Source organism: Sphingomonas aestuarii (assembly GCF_054457155.1).
Genome location: NZ_JBTKVV010000003.1, coordinates 429,680 through 447,937 on the forward strand (window position 1 = coordinate 429,680; position 18,258 = coordinate 447,937).

Annotated in this window: 14 protein-coding genes; 10 read left to right on the plus strand and 4 right to left on the minus strand. The window is 65.8% G+C overall.

All coding sequences use genetic code 11. The features are described from left to right. Entirely contained in the window at positions 1-2,580 is a 2,580-nt protein-coding gene (clpB, locus tag ACX0GZ_RS08045) for an ATP-dependent chaperone ClpB (protein ID WP_458815146.1), read from the minus strand. A 195-nt stretch (positions 2,581-2,775) separates the two neighbouring features. Then, a complete protein-coding gene (locus ACX0GZ_RS08050) occupies positions 2,776-4,389 on the minus strand; it encodes a M20/M25/M40 family metallo-hydrolase (protein WP_458815148.1) in 1,614 nt (537 codons plus the stop codon). A 110-nt stretch (positions 4,390-4,499) separates the two neighbouring features. Between ACX0GZ_RS08050 and ACX0GZ_RS08055 the strand changes: the two genes are divergently transcribed. Next, a complete protein-coding gene (locus ACX0GZ_RS08055) occupies positions 4,500-6,635 on the plus strand; it encodes a penicillin acylase family protein (protein WP_458815150.1) in 2,136 nt (711 codons plus the stop codon). A gap of 34 nt (positions 6,636-6,669) precedes the next feature. On the opposite strand, the gene ACX0GZ_RS08060 is transcribed toward ACX0GZ_RS08055, so the two are convergent. Next, complete coding sequence (locus ACX0GZ_RS08060) at positions 6,670-7,467, minus strand: glycosyltransferase family 2 protein (protein ID WP_458815152.1); 798 nt, start codon at positions 7,465-7,467, stop codon at positions 6,670-6,672. Continuing rightward, positions 7,464-8,540 carry a glycosyltransferase gene (locus ACX0GZ_RS08065; protein WP_458815154.1) on the minus strand — a complete coding sequence of 359 codons (1,077 nt, stop codon included), beginning with the start codon at positions 8,538-8,540 and terminating at the stop codon, positions 7,464-7,466. The genes ACX0GZ_RS08060 and ACX0GZ_RS08065 overlap by 4 nt, the downstream gene beginning before the upstream one ends. A gap of 165 nt (positions 8,541-8,705) precedes the next feature. Between ACX0GZ_RS08065 and ACX0GZ_RS08070 the strand changes: the two genes are divergently transcribed. The 9 genes from ACX0GZ_RS08070 to ACX0GZ_RS08110 all read left to right on the plus strand — a co-directional run bounded on the left by ACX0GZ_RS08070 (position 8,706) and on the right by ACX0GZ_RS08110 (position 18,180). Further along, positions 8,706-9,479, plus strand: a complete 774-nt coding sequence (locus tag ACX0GZ_RS08070) for a glycosyltransferase family 2 protein (protein WP_458815156.1) — start codon at positions 8,706-8,708, stop codon at positions 9,477-9,479. Beyond that, a complete protein-coding gene (locus ACX0GZ_RS08075; RefSeq protein ID WP_458815158.1) occupies positions 9,476-10,477 on the plus strand; it encodes a hypothetical protein in 1,002 nt (333 codons plus the stop codon). The genes ACX0GZ_RS08070 and ACX0GZ_RS08075 overlap by 4 nt, the downstream gene beginning before the upstream one ends. A gap of 34 nt (positions 10,478-10,511) precedes the next feature. Further along, positions 10,512-13,421 carry a M16 family metallopeptidase gene (locus ACX0GZ_RS08080; RefSeq protein WP_458815159.1) on the plus strand — a complete coding sequence of 970 codons (2,910 nt, stop codon included), beginning with the start codon at positions 10,512-10,514 and terminating at the stop codon, positions 13,419-13,421. Between the two features lie 26 nt (positions 13,422-13,447). After that, entirely contained in the window at positions 13,448-13,750 is a 303-nt protein-coding gene (locus ACX0GZ_RS08085) for a hypothetical protein (RefSeq protein ID WP_458815161.1), read from the plus strand. A gap of 147 nt (positions 13,751-13,897) precedes the next feature. Further along, positions 13,898-15,538, plus strand: a complete 1,641-nt coding sequence (locus ACX0GZ_RS08090; RefSeq protein WP_458815163.1) for an AbgT family transporter — start codon at positions 13,898-13,900, stop codon at positions 15,536-15,538. 79 nt (positions 15,539-15,617) lie between these two features. Beyond that, a complete protein-coding gene (locus ACX0GZ_RS08095) occupies positions 15,618-15,971 on the plus strand; it encodes a phasin family protein (protein WP_458815165.1) in 354 nt (117 codons plus the stop codon). A gap of 210 nt (positions 15,972-16,181) precedes the next feature. Continuing rightward, positions 16,182-16,958, plus strand: coding sequence for a molybdate ABC transporter substrate-binding protein (gene modA, locus ACX0GZ_RS08100; RefSeq protein ID WP_458815167.1), 777 nt, complete (start codon positions 16,182-16,184; stop codon positions 16,956-16,958). Then, on the plus strand, positions 16,955-17,641 hold the full coding sequence (gene modB, locus ACX0GZ_RS08105) for a molybdate ABC transporter permease subunit (protein ID WP_458815169.1): 687 nt from the start codon (positions 16,955-16,957) through the stop codon (positions 17,639-17,641). Before modA ends, modB begins: the two co-directional genes overlap by 4 nt. 89 nt (positions 17,642-17,730) lie before the next feature. Beyond that, positions 17,731-18,180 (plus strand): PRC-barrel domain containing protein, encoded by a 450-nt coding sequence (locus tag ACX0GZ_RS08110; RefSeq protein WP_458815171.1) that lies wholly within the window; start codon positions 17,731-17,733, stop codon positions 18,178-18,180. Positions 18,181-18,258: the final 78 nt, after the last annotated feature.

Below are 18,258 nucleotides of genomic sequence, written 5' to 3' on the forward strand. Positions count from 1 at the left end.
TCAACCCACCGCAAACGCCAGCGCTCCATCGCCTTCGTCCACCTTCACCACTGCGCCGTCCTTGACCTCGCCGCGCAGGATCATGTCCGCCAGCGGATCTTGCAGATAGCGTTGCACCGCGCGTTTCAGCGGGCGGGCGCCATAGACTGGGTCGTAGCCGACGCGGCCGAGCCAGGCCTTGGCGGCTTCGGTCAGCTCGACGGTGATCTTGCGATCGGCGAGCAATCTGCCGAGGCGCGCGACCTGGATGTCCACGATCGGGGCCATGTGGTCGGCGGCGAGGCGGTGGAACAGGATGATCTCGTCGAGACGGTTCAGGAACTCCGGGCGGAAATGGCCGCGGACGATGTCCATGACCTGAGGCTCCACGCTTTCCACGCTCTCGCCGTCGCCCAAATTGGCGAGATACTGGCTGCCGAGGTTCGACGTCAGGATGACCAAGGTGTTCGAGAAATCGACCGTGCGGCCCTGTCCGTCGGTCAGGCGTCCGTCGTCGAGCATCTGGAGCAGCACGTTGAACACGTCGGGATGCGCCTTTTCGACCTCGTCGAACAGGATCACCTGATAGGGACGACGGCGGACGGCTTCGGTCAGCACGCCGCCTTCCTCGTAACCGACATAGCCCGGAGGCGCGCCGAGCAGCCGCGCGACCGAATGCTTCTCCATGAATTCGCTCATGTCGATACGGACCATCGCGGAGGCGTCGTCGAACAGGAATTCGGCGAGCGCCTTGGTCAGTTCGGTCTTGCCGACGCCGGTTGGCCCCAGGAACAGGAACGAGCCGAGCGGGCGGTTGGGGTCCTGTAGCCCGGCGCGGCTGCGGCGGACGGCGGTGGCGACGGCCTTGACGGCCTGAGCCTGGCCGATGACTCGCTTGCCGATCGCGGCCTCCATATTGAGCAGTTTTTCTCGCTCGCCCTCCAGCATCCGGTCGACCGGAATGCCGGTCCAGCGGCTGACGACACCGGCGATGTCGTCGGCGGTGACTTCCTGACGGAGCATGGCGCTTTGAGAGGCGCTGGCCGCTTCGAACAGTTGTTTTTCAAGCGTCGGGATGGTGCCGTAGGTCAGCTCAGACATTCTTGCGAGATCGCCGGCACGCTGAGCCTGCTCAAGTTCTTGGCGCGCGGCGTCCAGTTGTTTGCGCAGATTGGCTTCGGAATGGAGCTTGTCCTTTTCTGCGAGCCAGCGTGTCGTCAGTTCCGACAGCTCCTGCTCGAGGTTGACGAGCGTCTCCTGAAGCTGATCGAGTCGCCCTTTCGACGCCCAATCGCTTTCCTTCTTCAGCGCCTCGGCTTCGATCTTCATCTGGATGATGCGGCGGTCAAGCGCCTCGATTTCCTCGGGCTTCGATTCCACCTCCATACGGATGCGGCTGGCGGCTTCGTCCATCAGGTCGATCGCCTTGTCGGGCAGGAAGCGGTCGGTAATGTAGCGGTTGCTGAGCGTAGAGGCGGCGACAATCGCCCCATCGGTGATTCGAACATCGTGATGCGTTTCGTATTTCTCCTTCAGCCCGCGAAGGATGCTGATCGTGTCCTCGACCGTGGGTTCGCCGACGAACACCGGCTGGAATCGCCGCTGGAGCGCGGGGTCCTTTTCGACATATTTGCGGTATTCGTCGAGCGTGGTCGCGCCGATGCAATGGAGTTCGCCGCGGGCAAGCGCGGGTTTCAAAAGATTGCCCGCGTCCATCGCCCCTTCGGATTTGCCCGCACCGATCAGCGTGTGCATTTCGTCGATGAACAGGACGATCTGGCCTTCGGCGCCTTTCACCTCGTCAAGCACGCCTTTCAGCCGCTCCTCGAACTCGCCGCGATATTTCGCACCCGCGATGAGGCTCCCCATGTCGAGCGCCATCAGCGTGCGGTCCTTCAACGAATCGGGCACGTCGCCATTGGCGATGCGCAGCGCCAGCCCTTCGGCGATGGCGGTCTTGCCGACGCCGGGGTCGCCGATCAGGACGGGGTTGTTCTTGGTCCGGCGGGCGAGGATCTGCACCGTGCGGCGGATTTCCTCGTCGCGGCCGATCACGGGGTCGAGCTTGCCGTCGCGCGCGGCTTGCGTCAGGTCGCGGGCGAATTTCTTGAGCGCGTCGTAGCGGTCCTCCGCACCTGCGGTGTCGGCGGTGCGGCCCCCGCGCAAGCTGTTGATGGCGGCGTTCAGTCCGTCTGCCGTCACGCCTGCGGCGGCCAGCGCCTTGCCCGCAGCGGTGGTGGGGGAGAGAACCAGCGCGAGCAGCATGCGTTCGACGGTCACGAAGCTGTCGCCCGCCTTTTTCGCGACCTGTTCGGCGGTGTCGAGCACGCGCACCGCGTCATTGTCGAGGCCGGGCGTCGCTTGCGCCCCGCCGCCCGAGACGGCGGGAATCTTGGCCAGCGCGGCGTCGGTTTCGGTCAGCGCGCGGGCAGGGTCGCCGCCTGCGGTGCGGATCAGGCCCGACGCCATGCCTTCCTTGTCGTCGAGCAATGCCTTCAGCAGATGCTCGGGCGCGATGCGCTGGTGGCTTTCGCGAATGGCGATGGTTTGCGCGGCCTGGAGGAAGCCCTTGGCGCGATCGGTGAATTGTTCGAGGTTCATGGCTGATCCCTGTTCGACGTTCGCCGCAATGTGGTGTTGCCAATCTGCAACACAAGGGGGTTCTCAGATCCTTCCCCAGCGGGGAGGTGGCAGCCGCGCAATCGGCTGACGGAGGGGGTATTCCACGCACCGCAGCGTGTGTGGCGCCCCTCCACCATGCTGCGCCTGGTCCCCCTCCCCCGGTGGGGGAGGAATTTACTCTGCGGGTCGCTTGGCGGTCGGCATGTCCGGCGCGGTTTTCGCGAACGGGCTGTCGGCATACCAGCGCGGGGCCTGGTCCACGTCCGCCATCTCGCGTGCGATCGCGTAATTCACCCGCGCGAACTTGGCTGCGGCGTTCCAGTCGAAGGGCAGGTCCACCTGGTCGCTCGGCTGGTGATAATGCGTCTTCAGGAAATCGCGGAACTTGGCTTCGCCGCCATTGGCGAAACCGGTCATCAGGAACACCGACGGCACGCCCGCCTGGACGAAGCTGTAATGATCCGACCGCATGAACAGATTTTCCTCCGGCATCGGATCGGGCGACAGGGTGACGCCTTCGGTCGCGGCGGCGCTGGCGACGATCGGCCCCATCGTCGAATGCTCGGCTCCGAACGCAACGACATCGGTGAAATCATAGAGCAGCACCGGCATGTCGAGATTGACGACCGACACGACCTTCTGCCCCGCGATCACCGAGTTCTTGGCCAGCCATTGCGACCCCAGCAGGCCATGCTCCTCGCCAGTGACGGCCGCGATCAGGATCGTGCGGCGCGGGGCCTTGCCCGATTGCTGGAAGGCGCGGGCGACCTCGAGCATCGATGCGACGCCGCTGGCATTGTCCATTGCGCCATTGTGAATCTTGTCGTCGCCGTCCGCGTCGTCATCGACGCCAACATGGTCGAGATGCGCCATCAGAAGCACCGCTTCGCCTTTCAGCGCGGGGTCGCTGCCGGGGATCATGCCGATGACGTTGGGGCTGGTGAAATTGCGCGCCTGAACCGTGCCGTCGAACGCTATCCGCTGGTTGAGCGCGAACGGCTTGACTGCACGGTCGGCATCGACATCGGCGAGCACCGCTTTGAAATCGCGGGGCGATCCGGCGAACAAGGCGGCGGCGCCGTCATGGTTGAGGATGCCGAACGGCACCGTCTCGCCGGGGCTCGCTTCGGCCTTTTCGCCCAGCGCGATGCTGCCGCCCGACAATTGGTGGCGCACCGCAGCAAAGGGAATCTGCTGCGTCTGTTCGCTGTCGAACAGGTTGATGATGGCGACCGCGCCGCGATCGATCGCGACCTTGGACTTGCCCATCATCAGCGCCTGTGCGCGGTCCTCCGGGATGCCGTCGGGCAGGCCATAGAACATGACGACGGTTTTCCCGCGCGCGTCGATACCCGCATAATCGTCGCGCTTCGAGGTCGGGTCGATCACCCCGTGGCCGACGAACACGGCGTCGGTCTGCACCGGTTTCGCCGTCGCGGGCATACGAAGCACGGCATTGTCGCCCAGCGCCGCGCCGCCGGGCAGGGTGATGCGGGGCGGGTTGTCGCCCGCCGCCACGGTCTGGCTGAACGGCACCTGCTGATACCAGCCGCCATCCACCGCGGGTTCCAGTCCCAGCGCACGATACTGGGTCGCGACATAGCGCGCGGCGATGTCGTAGCCGGGCGTGCCGGTATCGCGCCCCTCCAACAGGTCGTCCGCAAGGAAGGTGACGTGTGCTTCCATCGCTGCGGGCGTGATGACGCTGCGCGCCGGATCGGCGGTCTGCGCGACGGCAAGCGGCGCGATGGAGAGAAGCAGGGCAGTCGCGAAGGTCAGGACGCGCATCAGGTCTGGGCTTTCCAATCGGTTGCGAGTTGCGCATGGTCTAACGCAACCGCGCGCTGTCGCAAGCGCATAACACACCCGGCACACACCGGGACAACCGGGGGATGGCGATGAACTGGCTGCGGCGGATCGGGATCGGATTGCTGCTGCTCGTCGTGATCGTCGCCATCGCGCTGGCGATATGGGAACCGCTGGCGTCGGAGCCGGGCGAGGCGCCCCCGGCGCGCGATTATGACGTGGTCATCGTCCGTGACACGTTCGGCGTCCCCTATATCTATGGAGCGACCGATGCCGATGTCGCGCATGGCATCGCCTATGCCCATGCCGAGGACGATTTCTCGACGCTTCAGGAAACCGTGGCGATGACGCGCGGGCGGCTGGGGGCGATGACCGGGGCGGACGGGGCCAAGACCGATTACGCGCTCCACCTGCTGCGCGCCCGCGACACGGTGGCGCGCGATTACGATGCGCAGCCCGCCGATGTGCGGGCGCTGCTCGACGGCTATGCGGCGGGGCTGAACCTTTATGCGGCGCGGCACCCGGAGGAAGTGAAGCTGTCGCGGTTGTTCCCGGTCAGCGGGCGCGACATCGCCACCGGGTTCGTGCTGCGTTCGCCCTTCTTCTTCGGGCTGGACAGCGTGCTGGGCGCGCTGACCGCGGGCGAGGCGCTGCCGCTGGAGGCAAGCGGGCCGCTGCCCGATGCGCCTAATGTGACGCCCGCGGGGCCGAGCGAGATCGAGAAGGGATCGAATGCCTTTGCGGTCGCGCCGTCGCGTTCGGCGGACGGCGCGACGCGGCTGGTCTCCAATTCGCACCAGCCGTGGCGCGGCGCGGTGGCGTGGTACGAACTGGTGGTGAAATCGGGCGAGGGCTGGCATTTCGCGGGCGCGACCTTTCCCGGCGTGCCCTATCCGCTTCTCGGGCATAACCGGACCCTGGGCTGGACCAACACGGTCAACCGCCCCGACCTGATCGATATCTACACGCTCGAACTCGACGAAAGCGGTAAGCGCTATCGGCTGGATGGTCAGTGGCGGACGCTGGAGAAACGCCGCGTCTGGCTGCGCGCGAAGGTCGGACCCTTCGTGCTGCCGGTGCCCCAGACTCAATACCGGTCGGTGCATGGCCCGGTCATCGTCAATGATTCCGGCGCGTTCGCGATCCGCTATGCGGGCATCGACCAGATGCGGATGGTCGAGCAATATTACCGGCTGAACAAGGCACGCGACTGGACCGAATGGGAAGCGGCGATGCGGATCCGCGGCGTGCCCGCGACCAATTTCATTTATGCCGACGACAGCGGGCGGATCGCCATGATCTATAACGCGATGTTCCCCGACCGTCGGCCGGGGTTCGATTATTCGAAGGTGCTGCCGGGCAACACGTCGCGCGCGATCTGGGCGCGCGAGGTGCCGTGGGAGCGCACGCCGATGGTGATGGCGCCCGCGTCCGGCTTCGTCATCAACGCCAACCACACGCCCTTCTGGGCCGCGGGGCCGGGGTCGGAGATGAACCCGGCGGATCATTCGCCGCTGCTGGGGATCGAGCGCAACGTCACCAATCGCGGTACGCGCTCGATCGAACTGATGGCGGCGGATTCGTCGATCAGCCGCGCCGAGCTGGAGGCGATCAAATACGATACCACTGTCAGTCGACAGAGTTGGGCGGCGGGCTGGTTCGGGCAATTGGCTTCGGTCGACGATCGTGGTGACGCGCAGGTCCGCGCGGCCAAGGCGCTGCTGGCGCGCTGGGACTGGAATTATGACGGGCGCGGACCCGCCGATGCGATCGCGGTGCTGCTGCTGCGCGAAGGCAATCGTTGCCATTACCAGAATCGCGAATGCGTGCCGCCGTTCGACGCGATGAAGCGTTCGGCGGCGCATCTGGCGACCCATTTCGGGCGGCTCGATCCGCCGCTCGGAGAAGTGCTGCGGTTGCGGCAGGGGGATGTGGACCTGCCGCTCGACGGCGGCCCGGACGTGCTGCGCGCGATGGCGCTATGGGACGTGCAGGACGACGGGCGGCTCGCGGTGCGACACGGCGACAGTTACCTGATGTTCGCCGAATGGGACCGGTCAGGGCGGGTATCTTCGCAATCGATCCAGCCCTTCGGTGCGGCCACCACGCGGCCTGATTCCCCGCATTATACGGATCAGGCGGCGCTGTTCGTGCGCAAGAAATTGAAGCCGGTGCATTTCTGGCCGAGCGATTTGCGTGTCCACGCGAAGCGGGCGTATCGGCCCTGAGCAAACGTCATCCCAGCTCTCGTTGGGATGACGGTTACTGGGGAAGCCAGCTTTTCTCGCGCAGGTTGAGGTGGGTCAGCTTGCGCCGCGCAAGTCGCGGCCCGAGGAAGCGATGGAAATACCAGTCCTTCGCCGCAAATGGCGTAAAGTGGTAAAGCAGCCGCTCGCCGAGCGTCCAGCGCACGCGGCGGCGGTCCGACCGGCGTGGCGAGGGGATGCACCAGAAATCATGGGGGTAGATCGCGCGACCGAGCTTGAGCAGCCGCTGCATCACCTCGTGATCCATCAGCACATAGGGCCAGTGCTTTTCCGAATAGCCGCCCGCACGGACCAGCGCCTGCGTGCGGAAGGTCTGGCCGAAGCCGCCGGTGTGCGTCTGGCGCGGCCATAACCGGCTGGCGATGCGCGATCGAATGAAGCGTTTGCGGCGTGCCGCAGGACCGTCGGGCGGAGCGGGGACATCGACCGCCATCACCGCCACCACCCCCGGTCCGCCCGCGTCGAACGCCGCTTCTGCGGTGCGCAGATAACCGGGCGGGTAGAAGGTGTCGGCATCGCCGAACGCGACCAGTTCGGTCGTGAGGTGCGGCATCGCCGCTTCCAGCGCATGGACCTTGCCGGGGCGGGGTTCGGACAGGTGGATCGCCTCGACATCCGGCATCGCCGCGGTCGCCTGGCGAGCCAGCGCGGCGGAGCCATCGGTCGAACCATTATCGACCAGCACCAGCCGGAACGGGCGCACGGTCTGCGCGGCGAGCGACGCGAGCGTCACGGGAAGATAGTCGGCCTCGTTGAAATAGGCGATGACGAAGGTCCAGCGCGGCGCGGTCACGCGGGCGCCCTTGGCGCTCGGGCAATCTCGATCAACTTGCGGCACGCGGCTTCGCTCGATCGCGGGCCGTGGGTGGCGGCGACATGCGCGCGCGCCGATCGGCCTTTTGCCGCCAGCGTGCCGGGCGCGCCGAGCAGTGTTGCGACCTCGCTTCGATAGTTTTGGTCGTTGACCAGGGTGCCGGTCGATGGCGGCACGACATCGGCGTCGATGCGGTCGTCGAATGCGATCACCGGCAGCCCGCACGCCATCGCTTCGGGGATCGCGCGTGGGAACCAGTCCTTGCGCCCGGCATGGAAGAACAGCCGCGCCTTGGCGAGCGTCGCGGGCAGATCGGTATGGGCGACATGGCCCAGCCACTCGACGCGCGGCCAGCGTCGGCGGAGGTCGAGGCGCATCGGGCCGTCGCCCGCCACCGCAACCCGGTGTCGCTGCGACAGCCGCCCGATCTCGTCGAAGGATTTATAGGGGATCAACCGGCTGACCGCGATCGCGTCCCAGCGTTTGCGCGCATCAGCGATCGGCGCGAAGCGGTCGGTGTCGATCGTCTTGGGCAACCGCGCCATCCGCTCCAGCGGCACCGGCTTTCGCCAGAAGCGCCATTCGGGCTGCATCAGCAGCATTTCCTGTCGCGAGGATTCGGTCAGCACCAGCCGCGCGTCGGTCAGGATCGGGTTCCATACCGTGCCGCCGATGATGACGGCATAAGCGCGGTCGCCCGGCGCCAATGCCCGCGCGTGCAGGTCCAGCCCCGCCGCGCCGTCGCTGCCGATCAGCACGAACAGGTCGGCGCTGTCTTTCCGCGCCGCCTCGACCAGAGCGTCGCTGATCTGCGCGCGCGGCGGCGCATCGGGGTTGCTCGCCGCGAACAGCCGGACCTTGAGCGTGCCCAGATCGGCAACCGCGATCCCGGTATCGAGCGACACATCGCGCACGCCCCACAACTCGACATCCACCCCCATCGCCTTTAACAGCGCTGGCATGCGGCGATCGCGATTGTCCCAGGCCAGCCATTCCGACAGGTCGGGCGTCGCGTAATGCGTTGGATAGGTCAGCACGAAAACGATGCGCATGGCGTCCGCTAACAGTCTCCGCACCTTGGGGCTAGAGTTCCAAATTCCCGGATCAACCGGTTCGTTTCGAGCGAAGTCGAGAAACGCTCGCGAGCGCCTGGCACGCGTTTCTCGACTTCGCTCGAAACGAACGGGTTCGGGTTTGCAGCGAACTGGAAGCGAGCGATGATCTGGTCCGATGACGGCCCCCGCATTTCGTGCGTCATGGTGACCGCCAACCGCGCCGCCATCGCGCGCCGCGCGGTCACCTGTTTCCTCGACCAGAGCTGGCCGAACCGCGAACTGGTGATCGTCGATGACGGCAGCGAGGATTACGCAGCCATCCTGTCGGCGATTCCGGCCGACCGACTAATCTATCATCGGATCGAAAAAAGCCCCGGCAACAATCTGGGAAAGCTGCGAAATCTGTCGCTCGATCTGGCGCGCGGCGACCTGGTCGCGCAGTGGGACGATGACGACTGGTATCATCCCGAGCGGCTGAAGAGTCAGGCCGGCGCACTGACCGGGGGCAAGCAGGCCTGCGTGCTGGCGGCGACGCTGATGCATCTCGACACGCCCGAATGGATGGAGCGGCCCTATGTCGGCAGCCTCAACCCCGGCGTGCCCGGCACGATCCTGCACCGCGCCGACGCGACTGCGCGATACCCCCAAGAACGCCGCGGCGAGGATACCGTGTTTCTCGACCATTGGCCGCGCGAACAACTGGCGGTGATCGACGCGCCGCACCTGTTCCTGCGTGCCTTTCACGGATCGAACACCTGGGAACGCGCGCATTTCGAGCGGCGGGTGCGCAACACGCTGCCGAGCGCGATCGAATATGGCTTGCGCAAGCTGACCGGCACGCTGTCGGGCCACAGCCGCTTTCGCCTGCCGCCGGATGCGCGTCGGGCGTTCGAGGCGTATCGTACGCAATCGCGCGCGCTGGGCCTGCTGCCGTGAACGCGCGGCTGGCGGCATTGCAGACGTGGAGCGAGACCCCGACCGGCAAATGGGCCGGGCGCGCGCTTCGCTGGCTGTTCTTTGCAGGGGTGGTCGGCTGGCTGGTGCTGAAGGTCACCGCGATCGGCTGGGGCGCCGTGCTCGCGTCGCTGCCGACCAGTCCGTGGTTCTACATCCTGTTCGTGGTGATGTTCGTCGCGCTGCCGGTCAGTGAGACGTTGATCTTTCGGTTGCTGCTCGACCGGCGGATCGGTATCCGCGACATCGGCGTGTTCATCCGCAAGCGCGTCTTCAATTCGGCGTTCGTCGGCTATTCGGGCGAGCTTTACCTGTTCGTCTGGGCGAAGCGCCGCCTGGGGCTGTCCGCGAAGCGCGCCGCCCACGGGGTAAAGGACAATGCCGTGCTGTCGGCGCTGGCGTCGGCGGCGGTGACCGCCGGATTGCTGGTCGCGTTCTGGATCAGCGGGCAGGCGGCTTTGATCGCCGGCTGGCTCGATTCGGGGGCGGGAAAGTTCGCCGCGACGATCCTCGCCATCGCGTTCCTGCTCCCGGTGTTGCTGCGGTTTCGCAAGCGCATCATTTCGGTCCCCGGCCGCATCGCCGCGACGGTGTGGGGCGTGCATATGGTGCGGATCACCGGGGTATTGGTGCTGCAAGCCGTGCAGTGGTGGGTGGTGTTGCCCAACCAGAGCTGGACGACCTGGCTCGTCTTCCTGACCGCGCAGATGGTGATCTCTCGCCTGCCGTTCATTCCGAACCGCGACCTTCTGTTCCTGTCGGCGGGGCTGGAGATGAGCAACGTGATCGACGGGCCGCGCGCGGCGATGGCCGGGGTGCTGCTGGCGGGCGGCGCGCTGACCCAGGGCGCGAACCTGCTGTTTTTCATCGCGACCTCGTTCGGGCGCAGCAAGCCCCCGGAACTGTCCGATGACGATGAGCCGATCGACACCGACGACGAAACGATTGAATCGGTTGCGAAAGGCCAAGGTGTCGTATAGCCATAGGGCACTTCATTCAGGGGAGAGTCGTTACATGTTCGTCCGGATCGCGCTCGCGCTTGCCACATCGACTGCGCTGGCCAGCGGCGCGCTGACGCCCGCTTATGCCCAGAGCCAGCAGGCCGCGCCCCAGGCGCAGGCCGCGCCGCTCGCCGATCTCGTCGCCGCGATCGACATTCCGTATGAGGAATTCACGCTGGCCAACGGTCTGCGCGTCATCGTCCATACCGATCGCAAGGCACCCATCGTCGGCACCTCGATCTGGTACGATGTCGGGTCGAAGCACGAGCCCAAGGGCAAGACGGGCTTCGCGCATCTGTTCGAACATCTGATGTTCAACGGGTCGGAAAACGCGCCGGGAGATTTCTTCGAACCGCTGCGTTCGATCGGTGCGACCGACCTGAACGGCACCACCAATTTCGACCGCACCAATTATTTCCAGACGGTGCCGAAACCCGCGCTCGACCGGCTGCTGTTCCTCGAATCCGATCGCATGGGCTATCTGCTCGGCGCGATCACACAGGAGGTGCTCGACGAGCAGCGCGGCGTCGTGCAGAACGAAAAACGCCAGAACGACAACCGCCCTTACGGTCTGCTTAATTACAGCCTGCTTGAGGGGCTGTTCGGCCAGGGGCATCCCTATTCGCATTCGCCGATCGGCTCGATGGACGATCTTCAGGCCGCGAGCCTCGAGGATGTGAAGACTTGGTTCCGCTCCTATTACGGACCCAACAACGCGGTGCTGGTGCTGGCCGGCGATATCGACGCGCGCGAAGCGCGGCCTTTGGTCGAGAAATATTTCGGCAAGATTCCCAAGGGACCCGAAACCGTCACCCCGCCGATCAACATCCCGACGCTGTCCGCGCCCAAGACCGATGTTCTGAAGGATCAGGTCGCGGCCACGCTCGTCTATCGCGCCTGGACCACGCCGGGGCTGAACGACCCCGCATCGCAGCCGCTGGAGGTGGCCGCAGGCGTGCTCGGCGGCCTCGCCAGCTCGCGGCTCGACCGCATTCTGGTGCGCCAGGAAAAGCTCGCGGTGCAGGTCAGCACCAATCTCCAGAGCCTCGCCAATGGCGGCATTTTCGGCATTCAGGCAATCGTCCCGCCGGGCGGCGACGTCGCCAAGGTCAATGCGAGGATCGACCAGATCCTCGCCGATTTCATCGCCAAGGGACCGACCGCGGACGAAGTCGCGCGCTATACCACCAACACGGTCGCGGGTCGCCTGTCGGGTCTCGAAGCCGTGGGCGGTTTCGGCGGCAAGGCGGTGACGCTGGCGTCGGGCGCGCTCTATTCGGACAATCCGGCCTTTTACAAGACGCAGCTCGAGCGGCTGGCCAAGGTCACGCCCGCGCAGGTTCAGGCCGCGACCAAGAAATGGCTGACGCGCCCCGCCTATACCGCGATCGTCGAGCCCGGCCAGCGCGAAGCCTATCAGGAAGCGCAGGGGACCATCACAACGGGCGGCGGTGCGGCACCGGCGACCACGCCCGGCGCGACCAAGCCCACGCCTGCGAACGCGACCGGCCCGGTTCAGGGAACGCGCGGCGGCCTGCCCGACGTGGGCGAAGTCCGCGACATCGATTTCCCCGAAGTCACGCGCTCGAAACTCGCGAACGGCGTCGAGCTGATCTACGCCCAGCGCGACGCGGTGCCGATCACGCAGATCGTCGTTAGCTTCGACGCAGGGCAGGTCGCCGATCCGGCGGACAAACTGGGCACGCAGAGCCTGATGCTTCAGGTGATGGACGAGGGCACCCGCACGCTCGACGCCAATGCGCTGGCGGAAGCGCGCGAGCGGCTGGGCGCGCGGATCGGTGGCGGGTCGAGTGCCGACCGCACCTTCCTGTCGCTCTACACCCCCAGCGCCAATCTTGCGCCATCGACGGCGCTGCTGGCGGACGTGACGCGCAATCCGGCCTTTGCGGCGGGTGAAGTCGATCGGGTTCGCGTTCAGTTACTGACGACCATCCAGCAGGAGTTGCAGGATCCCAACGGCCTTGCCAGCCGCGCGGTCCCACGGGTGCTCTACCCCGCCAATTCGCCCTATGCGAAGCTGGCGGCGCAGGCGGGCGATCCCGCCGTGGTCGCCAAATTGACGCGCGACGACCTTGTCGCGTTTCATCAGGCATGGATTCGTCCCGAAAAGGCGAAAATCTTTGTTGTCTCCGATCGTCCGCTGGCCGAAGTACGCGCGGCGTTGAATGCGAGTTTTGGCGACTGGCAGGCGACCGGCACAGCAGGAACCAAGCAATTCGGCCCCCTCACTCAGGCGTCGCAGCCCAAGGTCGTTCTGATCGACCGGCCAAACTCGCCGCAGTCGGTGATCGTCGGCGCTCAAATGACCGGCCTTGAACCGAAGGGTGAATTGCTGGCCGAACTGACCGCGAACGAAGTGCTTGGCTCGGGCTTCCTCAGCCGCATCAACATGGACCTTCGCGAAGCCAAGGGCTGGTCCTATGGCGCGCGAGGCGGGTTCACCCGCCTTGAAAACGCCGTATCCTACGTCATCTCCGCGCCGGTTCAGGCGGACAAAACCGGCGAAGCGATCGCATCGACTCAGCAGCAGGTCGATCAGTTCCTGTCGACCAACGGCGTGACCCAGGTCGAGTTCGACCGCACCGTCACCGGCAACATCCGCGGCCTCGCAGGCAATTTCGAAACCGCCGGCAATGTCCTGAGCGCGATGCAGGCCAACGACCTTTATGGCCGTCCCGACGATTATCAGGACACGATCGCACAAAAATATCGCGCACTGAACGCAGGCCAGCTTGACGCTGCGGCACGCGGGGCGCTCAACCCCAAAAACTTCGTCTGGGTGGTCGTGGGCGATGCCAAGACGGTCCGTCCGCAACTTGACAGTCTTGGCCTGCCGGTCGAGGTCATGTCGCTGACGCCCGCAGCATCGGCCCCTGCCGCTGCCGCTGCTGGCGCTGAATAAGCGTAACCTTTCAGGAGAGCATGAACATGGCCAATGTGGATGGAAGCTGGGAAACGGTCACCAAGTCGCCGATGGGCGACCAGACGGCGACGCTGACCGTCAACAGCTCGGGCGACAGCTTCACCGGCACCCAGTCGGGTGCGATGGGTACGACCGAAATCAAGAACGGCAAGGTCGATGGCGACAAGCTGAGTTGGCAGATCGACATGACCATCCCGATGCCGATGACGCTGACCTGCGAAGCGACCGTTGACGGCGACAGCATCAACGGCACCGTGACCGCAGGCGCATTCGGCAGCTTCCCGATGTCGGGCACGCGCAAGGGCTAAACCCATCAAAGCGACAAAGAAACAGGCCGCGTCCGGTAAATGCCGGGCGCGGCCTTTTTCGTTGTATCCTCAACCGCCGATTTGACCGCATCGCCTGATCTCGGTTAGCACCGGCGTAACGAAGTAACATGCGTGTGAGGGGCAAGGATGGCGAACGGCGAAGCGGCGGGGGTGCAGACCGCGCAAAAGGGCGTGCTCGGATGGATCGAGCGGACGGGCAACAAGCTGCCCGACCCGGTCTTCATCTTTTTCTACCTGATCGCCGGACTGATCGCGATTTCCGCCATTGCAGCGATGCTCGGCACGTCGGCGATCCATCCTACCCAGGTGGATGAAGCGACCGGCGCGCCCGTCATCATCGCGGCGCAAAGCTTGTTGTCACCCGACAATATTCGTCGCCTTTGGGTCGAGATGCCCGCGACCTTCACCCATTTCCATCCGCTCGGCTATGTGCTGGTCGTCATGCTGGGCGCGGGCGTCGCCGAACGATCGGGCCTGTTCGGCACCGCGATGCGCGCGGGCGTTCGCAATGCCCCCAAATATCTGCTGACGCCTGCGGTCGCGCTGACCGCGATGATCGGCAATCTGGCCGCCGACGCCGCCTATGTCGTGCTGATCCCGCTGGCGGGCGTGATCTTCGCGGCGGCCGGGCGTCACCCGATCGCCGGGATCGCCGCCGCCTTTGCGGGCGTGTCGGGCGGATTTTCGGCGAACCTTCTCCCCGGTCAGCTCGACGCCTTGCTGTTCGGTATCACGCAAGAGGCCGCGCAGGCGCTCGACCCCGCCTGGCAGATGAACATCGCCGGCAACTGGTTCTTCATCGTCGGCATGACGTTCGTTTTCCTGCCCGTGATCTGGTTCGTCACTGACCGCATCATCGAGCCGCGACTGGGCCGCTACACGCCGTCGGGCAAGGCGGCGCTGGCCGCAGGCGGCACGCCGGTCGAGGGTAGCGACGCCGAAGGCGATCTCGATGCTCCGTTGAGCGAGGGGCAGAAAAGCGGAATGCGCTGGGCTGGCCTTGCCGTGCTGGGCGTCGTCGCGCTCTGGCTGTTCTTCACCTTCGGCCCCGGCACGCCGCTGATCGACGAAGAAGCGGCAGTGCCCGAAGCGCGGCTGACCCCGTTCTACCAGTCGCTGGTCGCCGGTTTCTTCATCCTGTTTCTCGCCGCAGGCTGGGCCTATGGCCGCAAGGCAGGGACGATCAAGGACCACCGCGATCTGGTGAAGATGATGAGCGAGTCGATGGGCGATCTGGCCTATTACCTCGTGCTCGCCTTTGCCGCCGCGCATTTCGTCGCCATGTTCAACTGGTCGAATCTGGGCCTCATCACCGCCGTTCACGGCGCCGACGGGTTGCGGACGCTGGCATTGCCGGCGCCGGTTCTCCTCGCAGTGATCGTGCTGTTTTCGGCGTTCCTGAACCTGCTGGTCGGATCGGCGAGCGCCAAATGGGCGCTGATGGCGCCGGTGCTCGTTCCCATGCTGATGCTGCTCGGCATCAGCGCGGAAACCACCACCGCCGCCTATCGCGTCGGCGACAGCGCAACCAACATCATCACCCCGCTGATGGTCTATTTCCCCCTGATCCTGATCTTCTGTCAGCGCTGGAACAAGGATTTCGGGCTGGGCAGCCTGGCGGCGATGATGCTGCCCTATTCGATGTGGCTGCTCGGCGCGGGCGTTGCGATCATGATGATCTGGGTCGGACTCGATCTGCCGCTGGGGCCGAACGCACCCGTATTCGCGCCGATCCCCGGCGCCGTGCCGGTCGGACCGGCGTCGTAAGGGAACCAAGCGCCGTTCAAAGCGTCCACGCTTTCGAACCACGATCCGCTTCACCGGCGGGACATGAGAGGATGCGGATATGGCGAGAAAGCCCAGCGATCAGGCGAGTGATGCGGCGAAGCAATCGGGCGAAGCGATGAGCGATACGATGCGCTCCGCCGCCGACCGGATGCAGGCGACCGGATCGGCGATGGCCGAAAGCTCGTCGCAACTCGGCACCAAGATGCTCGACCAGGCGGAGGCGAACACGCAGGAAGCGTTCAAGGCGATGCGCGCCGCCGCGCAAGCCAATGATGTGACCGAAGTGATGCGTATCCAGGCCGAATATCTGCGCGAACAGGGCAGCCGGTCGGTCGCCCAGGCACGCGAGATCGGCGAGTTGATCGCCAGTTTCGGCCGCAACGCGATTGGGTCGATGACCAAGCGCGATTGAGGGCGCGGTTGGGGTTTGACGTCTCCAATCGGCCTTTCAGTATCGTCATTCCCGCGAAGGCGGGAATCCATAACCTCTGTCCGCGGATATGGATTCCCACCCTCGCGGGAATGACGGATCGTGCGATTGCGTTCCGGTCGCCATCCGACTGGCCCCGAACTATCCTGATCTGACGTTTACCCCCCGACCGGTTTCGCGCATGACATCGCCATGCGACGGGCAATCATCGTTATCGCCGTGATCCTGCTGCTCATCGGCCTCGGCTGGTGGGTGACGAGCGACCGTAACCCGGCGCCGCAAGGTCCGTTGGTGCTGGCGGCCGCAAGCATGCAGGGTGCGCTCGACGAAGCCGCTGCCGCCTGGACGGCACAGGGCAACCCTCCACCCGTCCTTTCCTATGCCGCGTCGTCGGCGATCGCGCGTCAGGCGATGGCCGGGGCACGTGCCGACCTGTTGATTACCGCCGATCAGGCGTGGATGGATCGCGCGGTCGAGGCGGAGGCGGTCGTCGCGGGAAGCCGCGCCGATCTGGTCGCCAACCGGATCGTGCTGATCGCACCGCGCGGCAGCGATCTGGAACTGGACCTTGATCCCGCTGCGCCCATCGTGGCGGCGCTGGGCGGCGGAAGGCTGGCGATGGCCGATCCCGATGCGGTGCCTGCCGGGCGCTATGGTCGTGCGGCGTTGACCGAATTGGGGCTGTGGCCGACGATGGAGCCGCGGATCGCGCGCGCCGAAAATGTCCGCGCGGCGCTTGCGCTGGTCGAGCGCGGAGCCGCACCGCTCGGCATCGTCTATGCGACCGATGCCGCGCAGTCGGATGCGGTGCGCGTCGTCGCCACGTTCGACGCATCGCTGCATCCGCCGATCCGATATCCGATCGCCCGACTGGCGCGAGGCGAACGCGACGGCGCGGCCTTTCGCGATTTCCTGCTTGGGCGTCAGGCGCAGGCGGTCTTCGCGCACCACGGCTTCGCGCAGCCATGATCTCGTCCGCCGAATGGGTGGTGATCGCGCTGTCGCTGCGGGTGGGGCTGGTCGCGGTCGTCGCGACGTTGCCCATCGCCTATGCGCTGGCGTGGCTGCTCGCGCGGCGGGATTTTGCGGGAAAGCTGTTGCTGGACGGCGCAATCCATTTGCCGCTGGTGTTGCCGCCGGTCGTCACCGGATGGCTGTTGCTGCTGGCGTTTGCACCCAACGGTCCGATGGGTGCGGCGATCGAAGGGCTGACCGGCGGCACCGTTCTGTTTCGATGGACCGGCGCGGCGATCGCCGCCGGGGTTATGGCGCTTCCGCTGATGGTGCGCGCGATACGGCTGGGGATCGAGGGTGTCGATGTCCGCATGGAGGGTGTGGCGCGCACGCTGGGCGCGGGACGCTGGCGCAGCTTCGTGCGGGTGACGTTGCCGCTCAGCCTTCCCGGCATCGTTGCTGGCGTGGTGCTGGGATTCGCGCGCGCGCTGGGCGAATTCGGCGCGACGATCACCTTCGTGTCGAACGTGCCGGGTGAGACGCGGACGCTGCCGATCGCGATCTATTCCCTGCTCCAGACGCCGGGCGGGGAGGGGGCGGTGCTGCGGCTGGCGGCGATTTCGGTGGTGCTGTCGCTGGGCGCGTTGGTCGCAAGCGAATGGATCGCGCGACGTGCACGGGTGGCGATGCCGCTTTAGCGTCCTGACCCCAAGAACGCGCGCGCCCATGCAACAATCGGGTGCGGTCACGGGTTGGACCGGGTGAACCAGCAAACAGGGAGCTTTGTATGACGACCTTCACGCTTCGCGCCATCGCCATGACGGGCGCGGCGCTTCTCGTCACGGCATGCGGCAGCGACACGACGCCGCCACCCGCCAACGACGTCGCGACCCAGACCAGCATGGGCACCACGCCCGGCGACGCCACCATGATGGCGCCTGCCGCCCCGGCCGATGCGGTCGCGTTCGGTTTGACCGAGCGCCAGCTGCTCGACGCCGATTTCAAGGACTGGAACGGCAGCGATCTGGGCGATGTCGAAGCGCTGGAGCGCGACGCCGGCGGTGCGGTCACGCACCTGATCGTCGAGATCGAGGATACCGATCCCGATCGCTATGTCCGTGTGCCGGTGGACGGTCTGGAACGCGTCGCCGATGGCGACGACTGGGACGTTCGCGGCCAATATACCCGCGACCAGTTGATGGCGCTGCCGGAAATTCCGGCGCAACCGGGCTGGTGACGCCGACCGGCTGACGCTGGGCGTGGGGAAGACGCGACGGTAAGCGCTGTTCGCTTCGGATCTTTGGCATGGCGACCC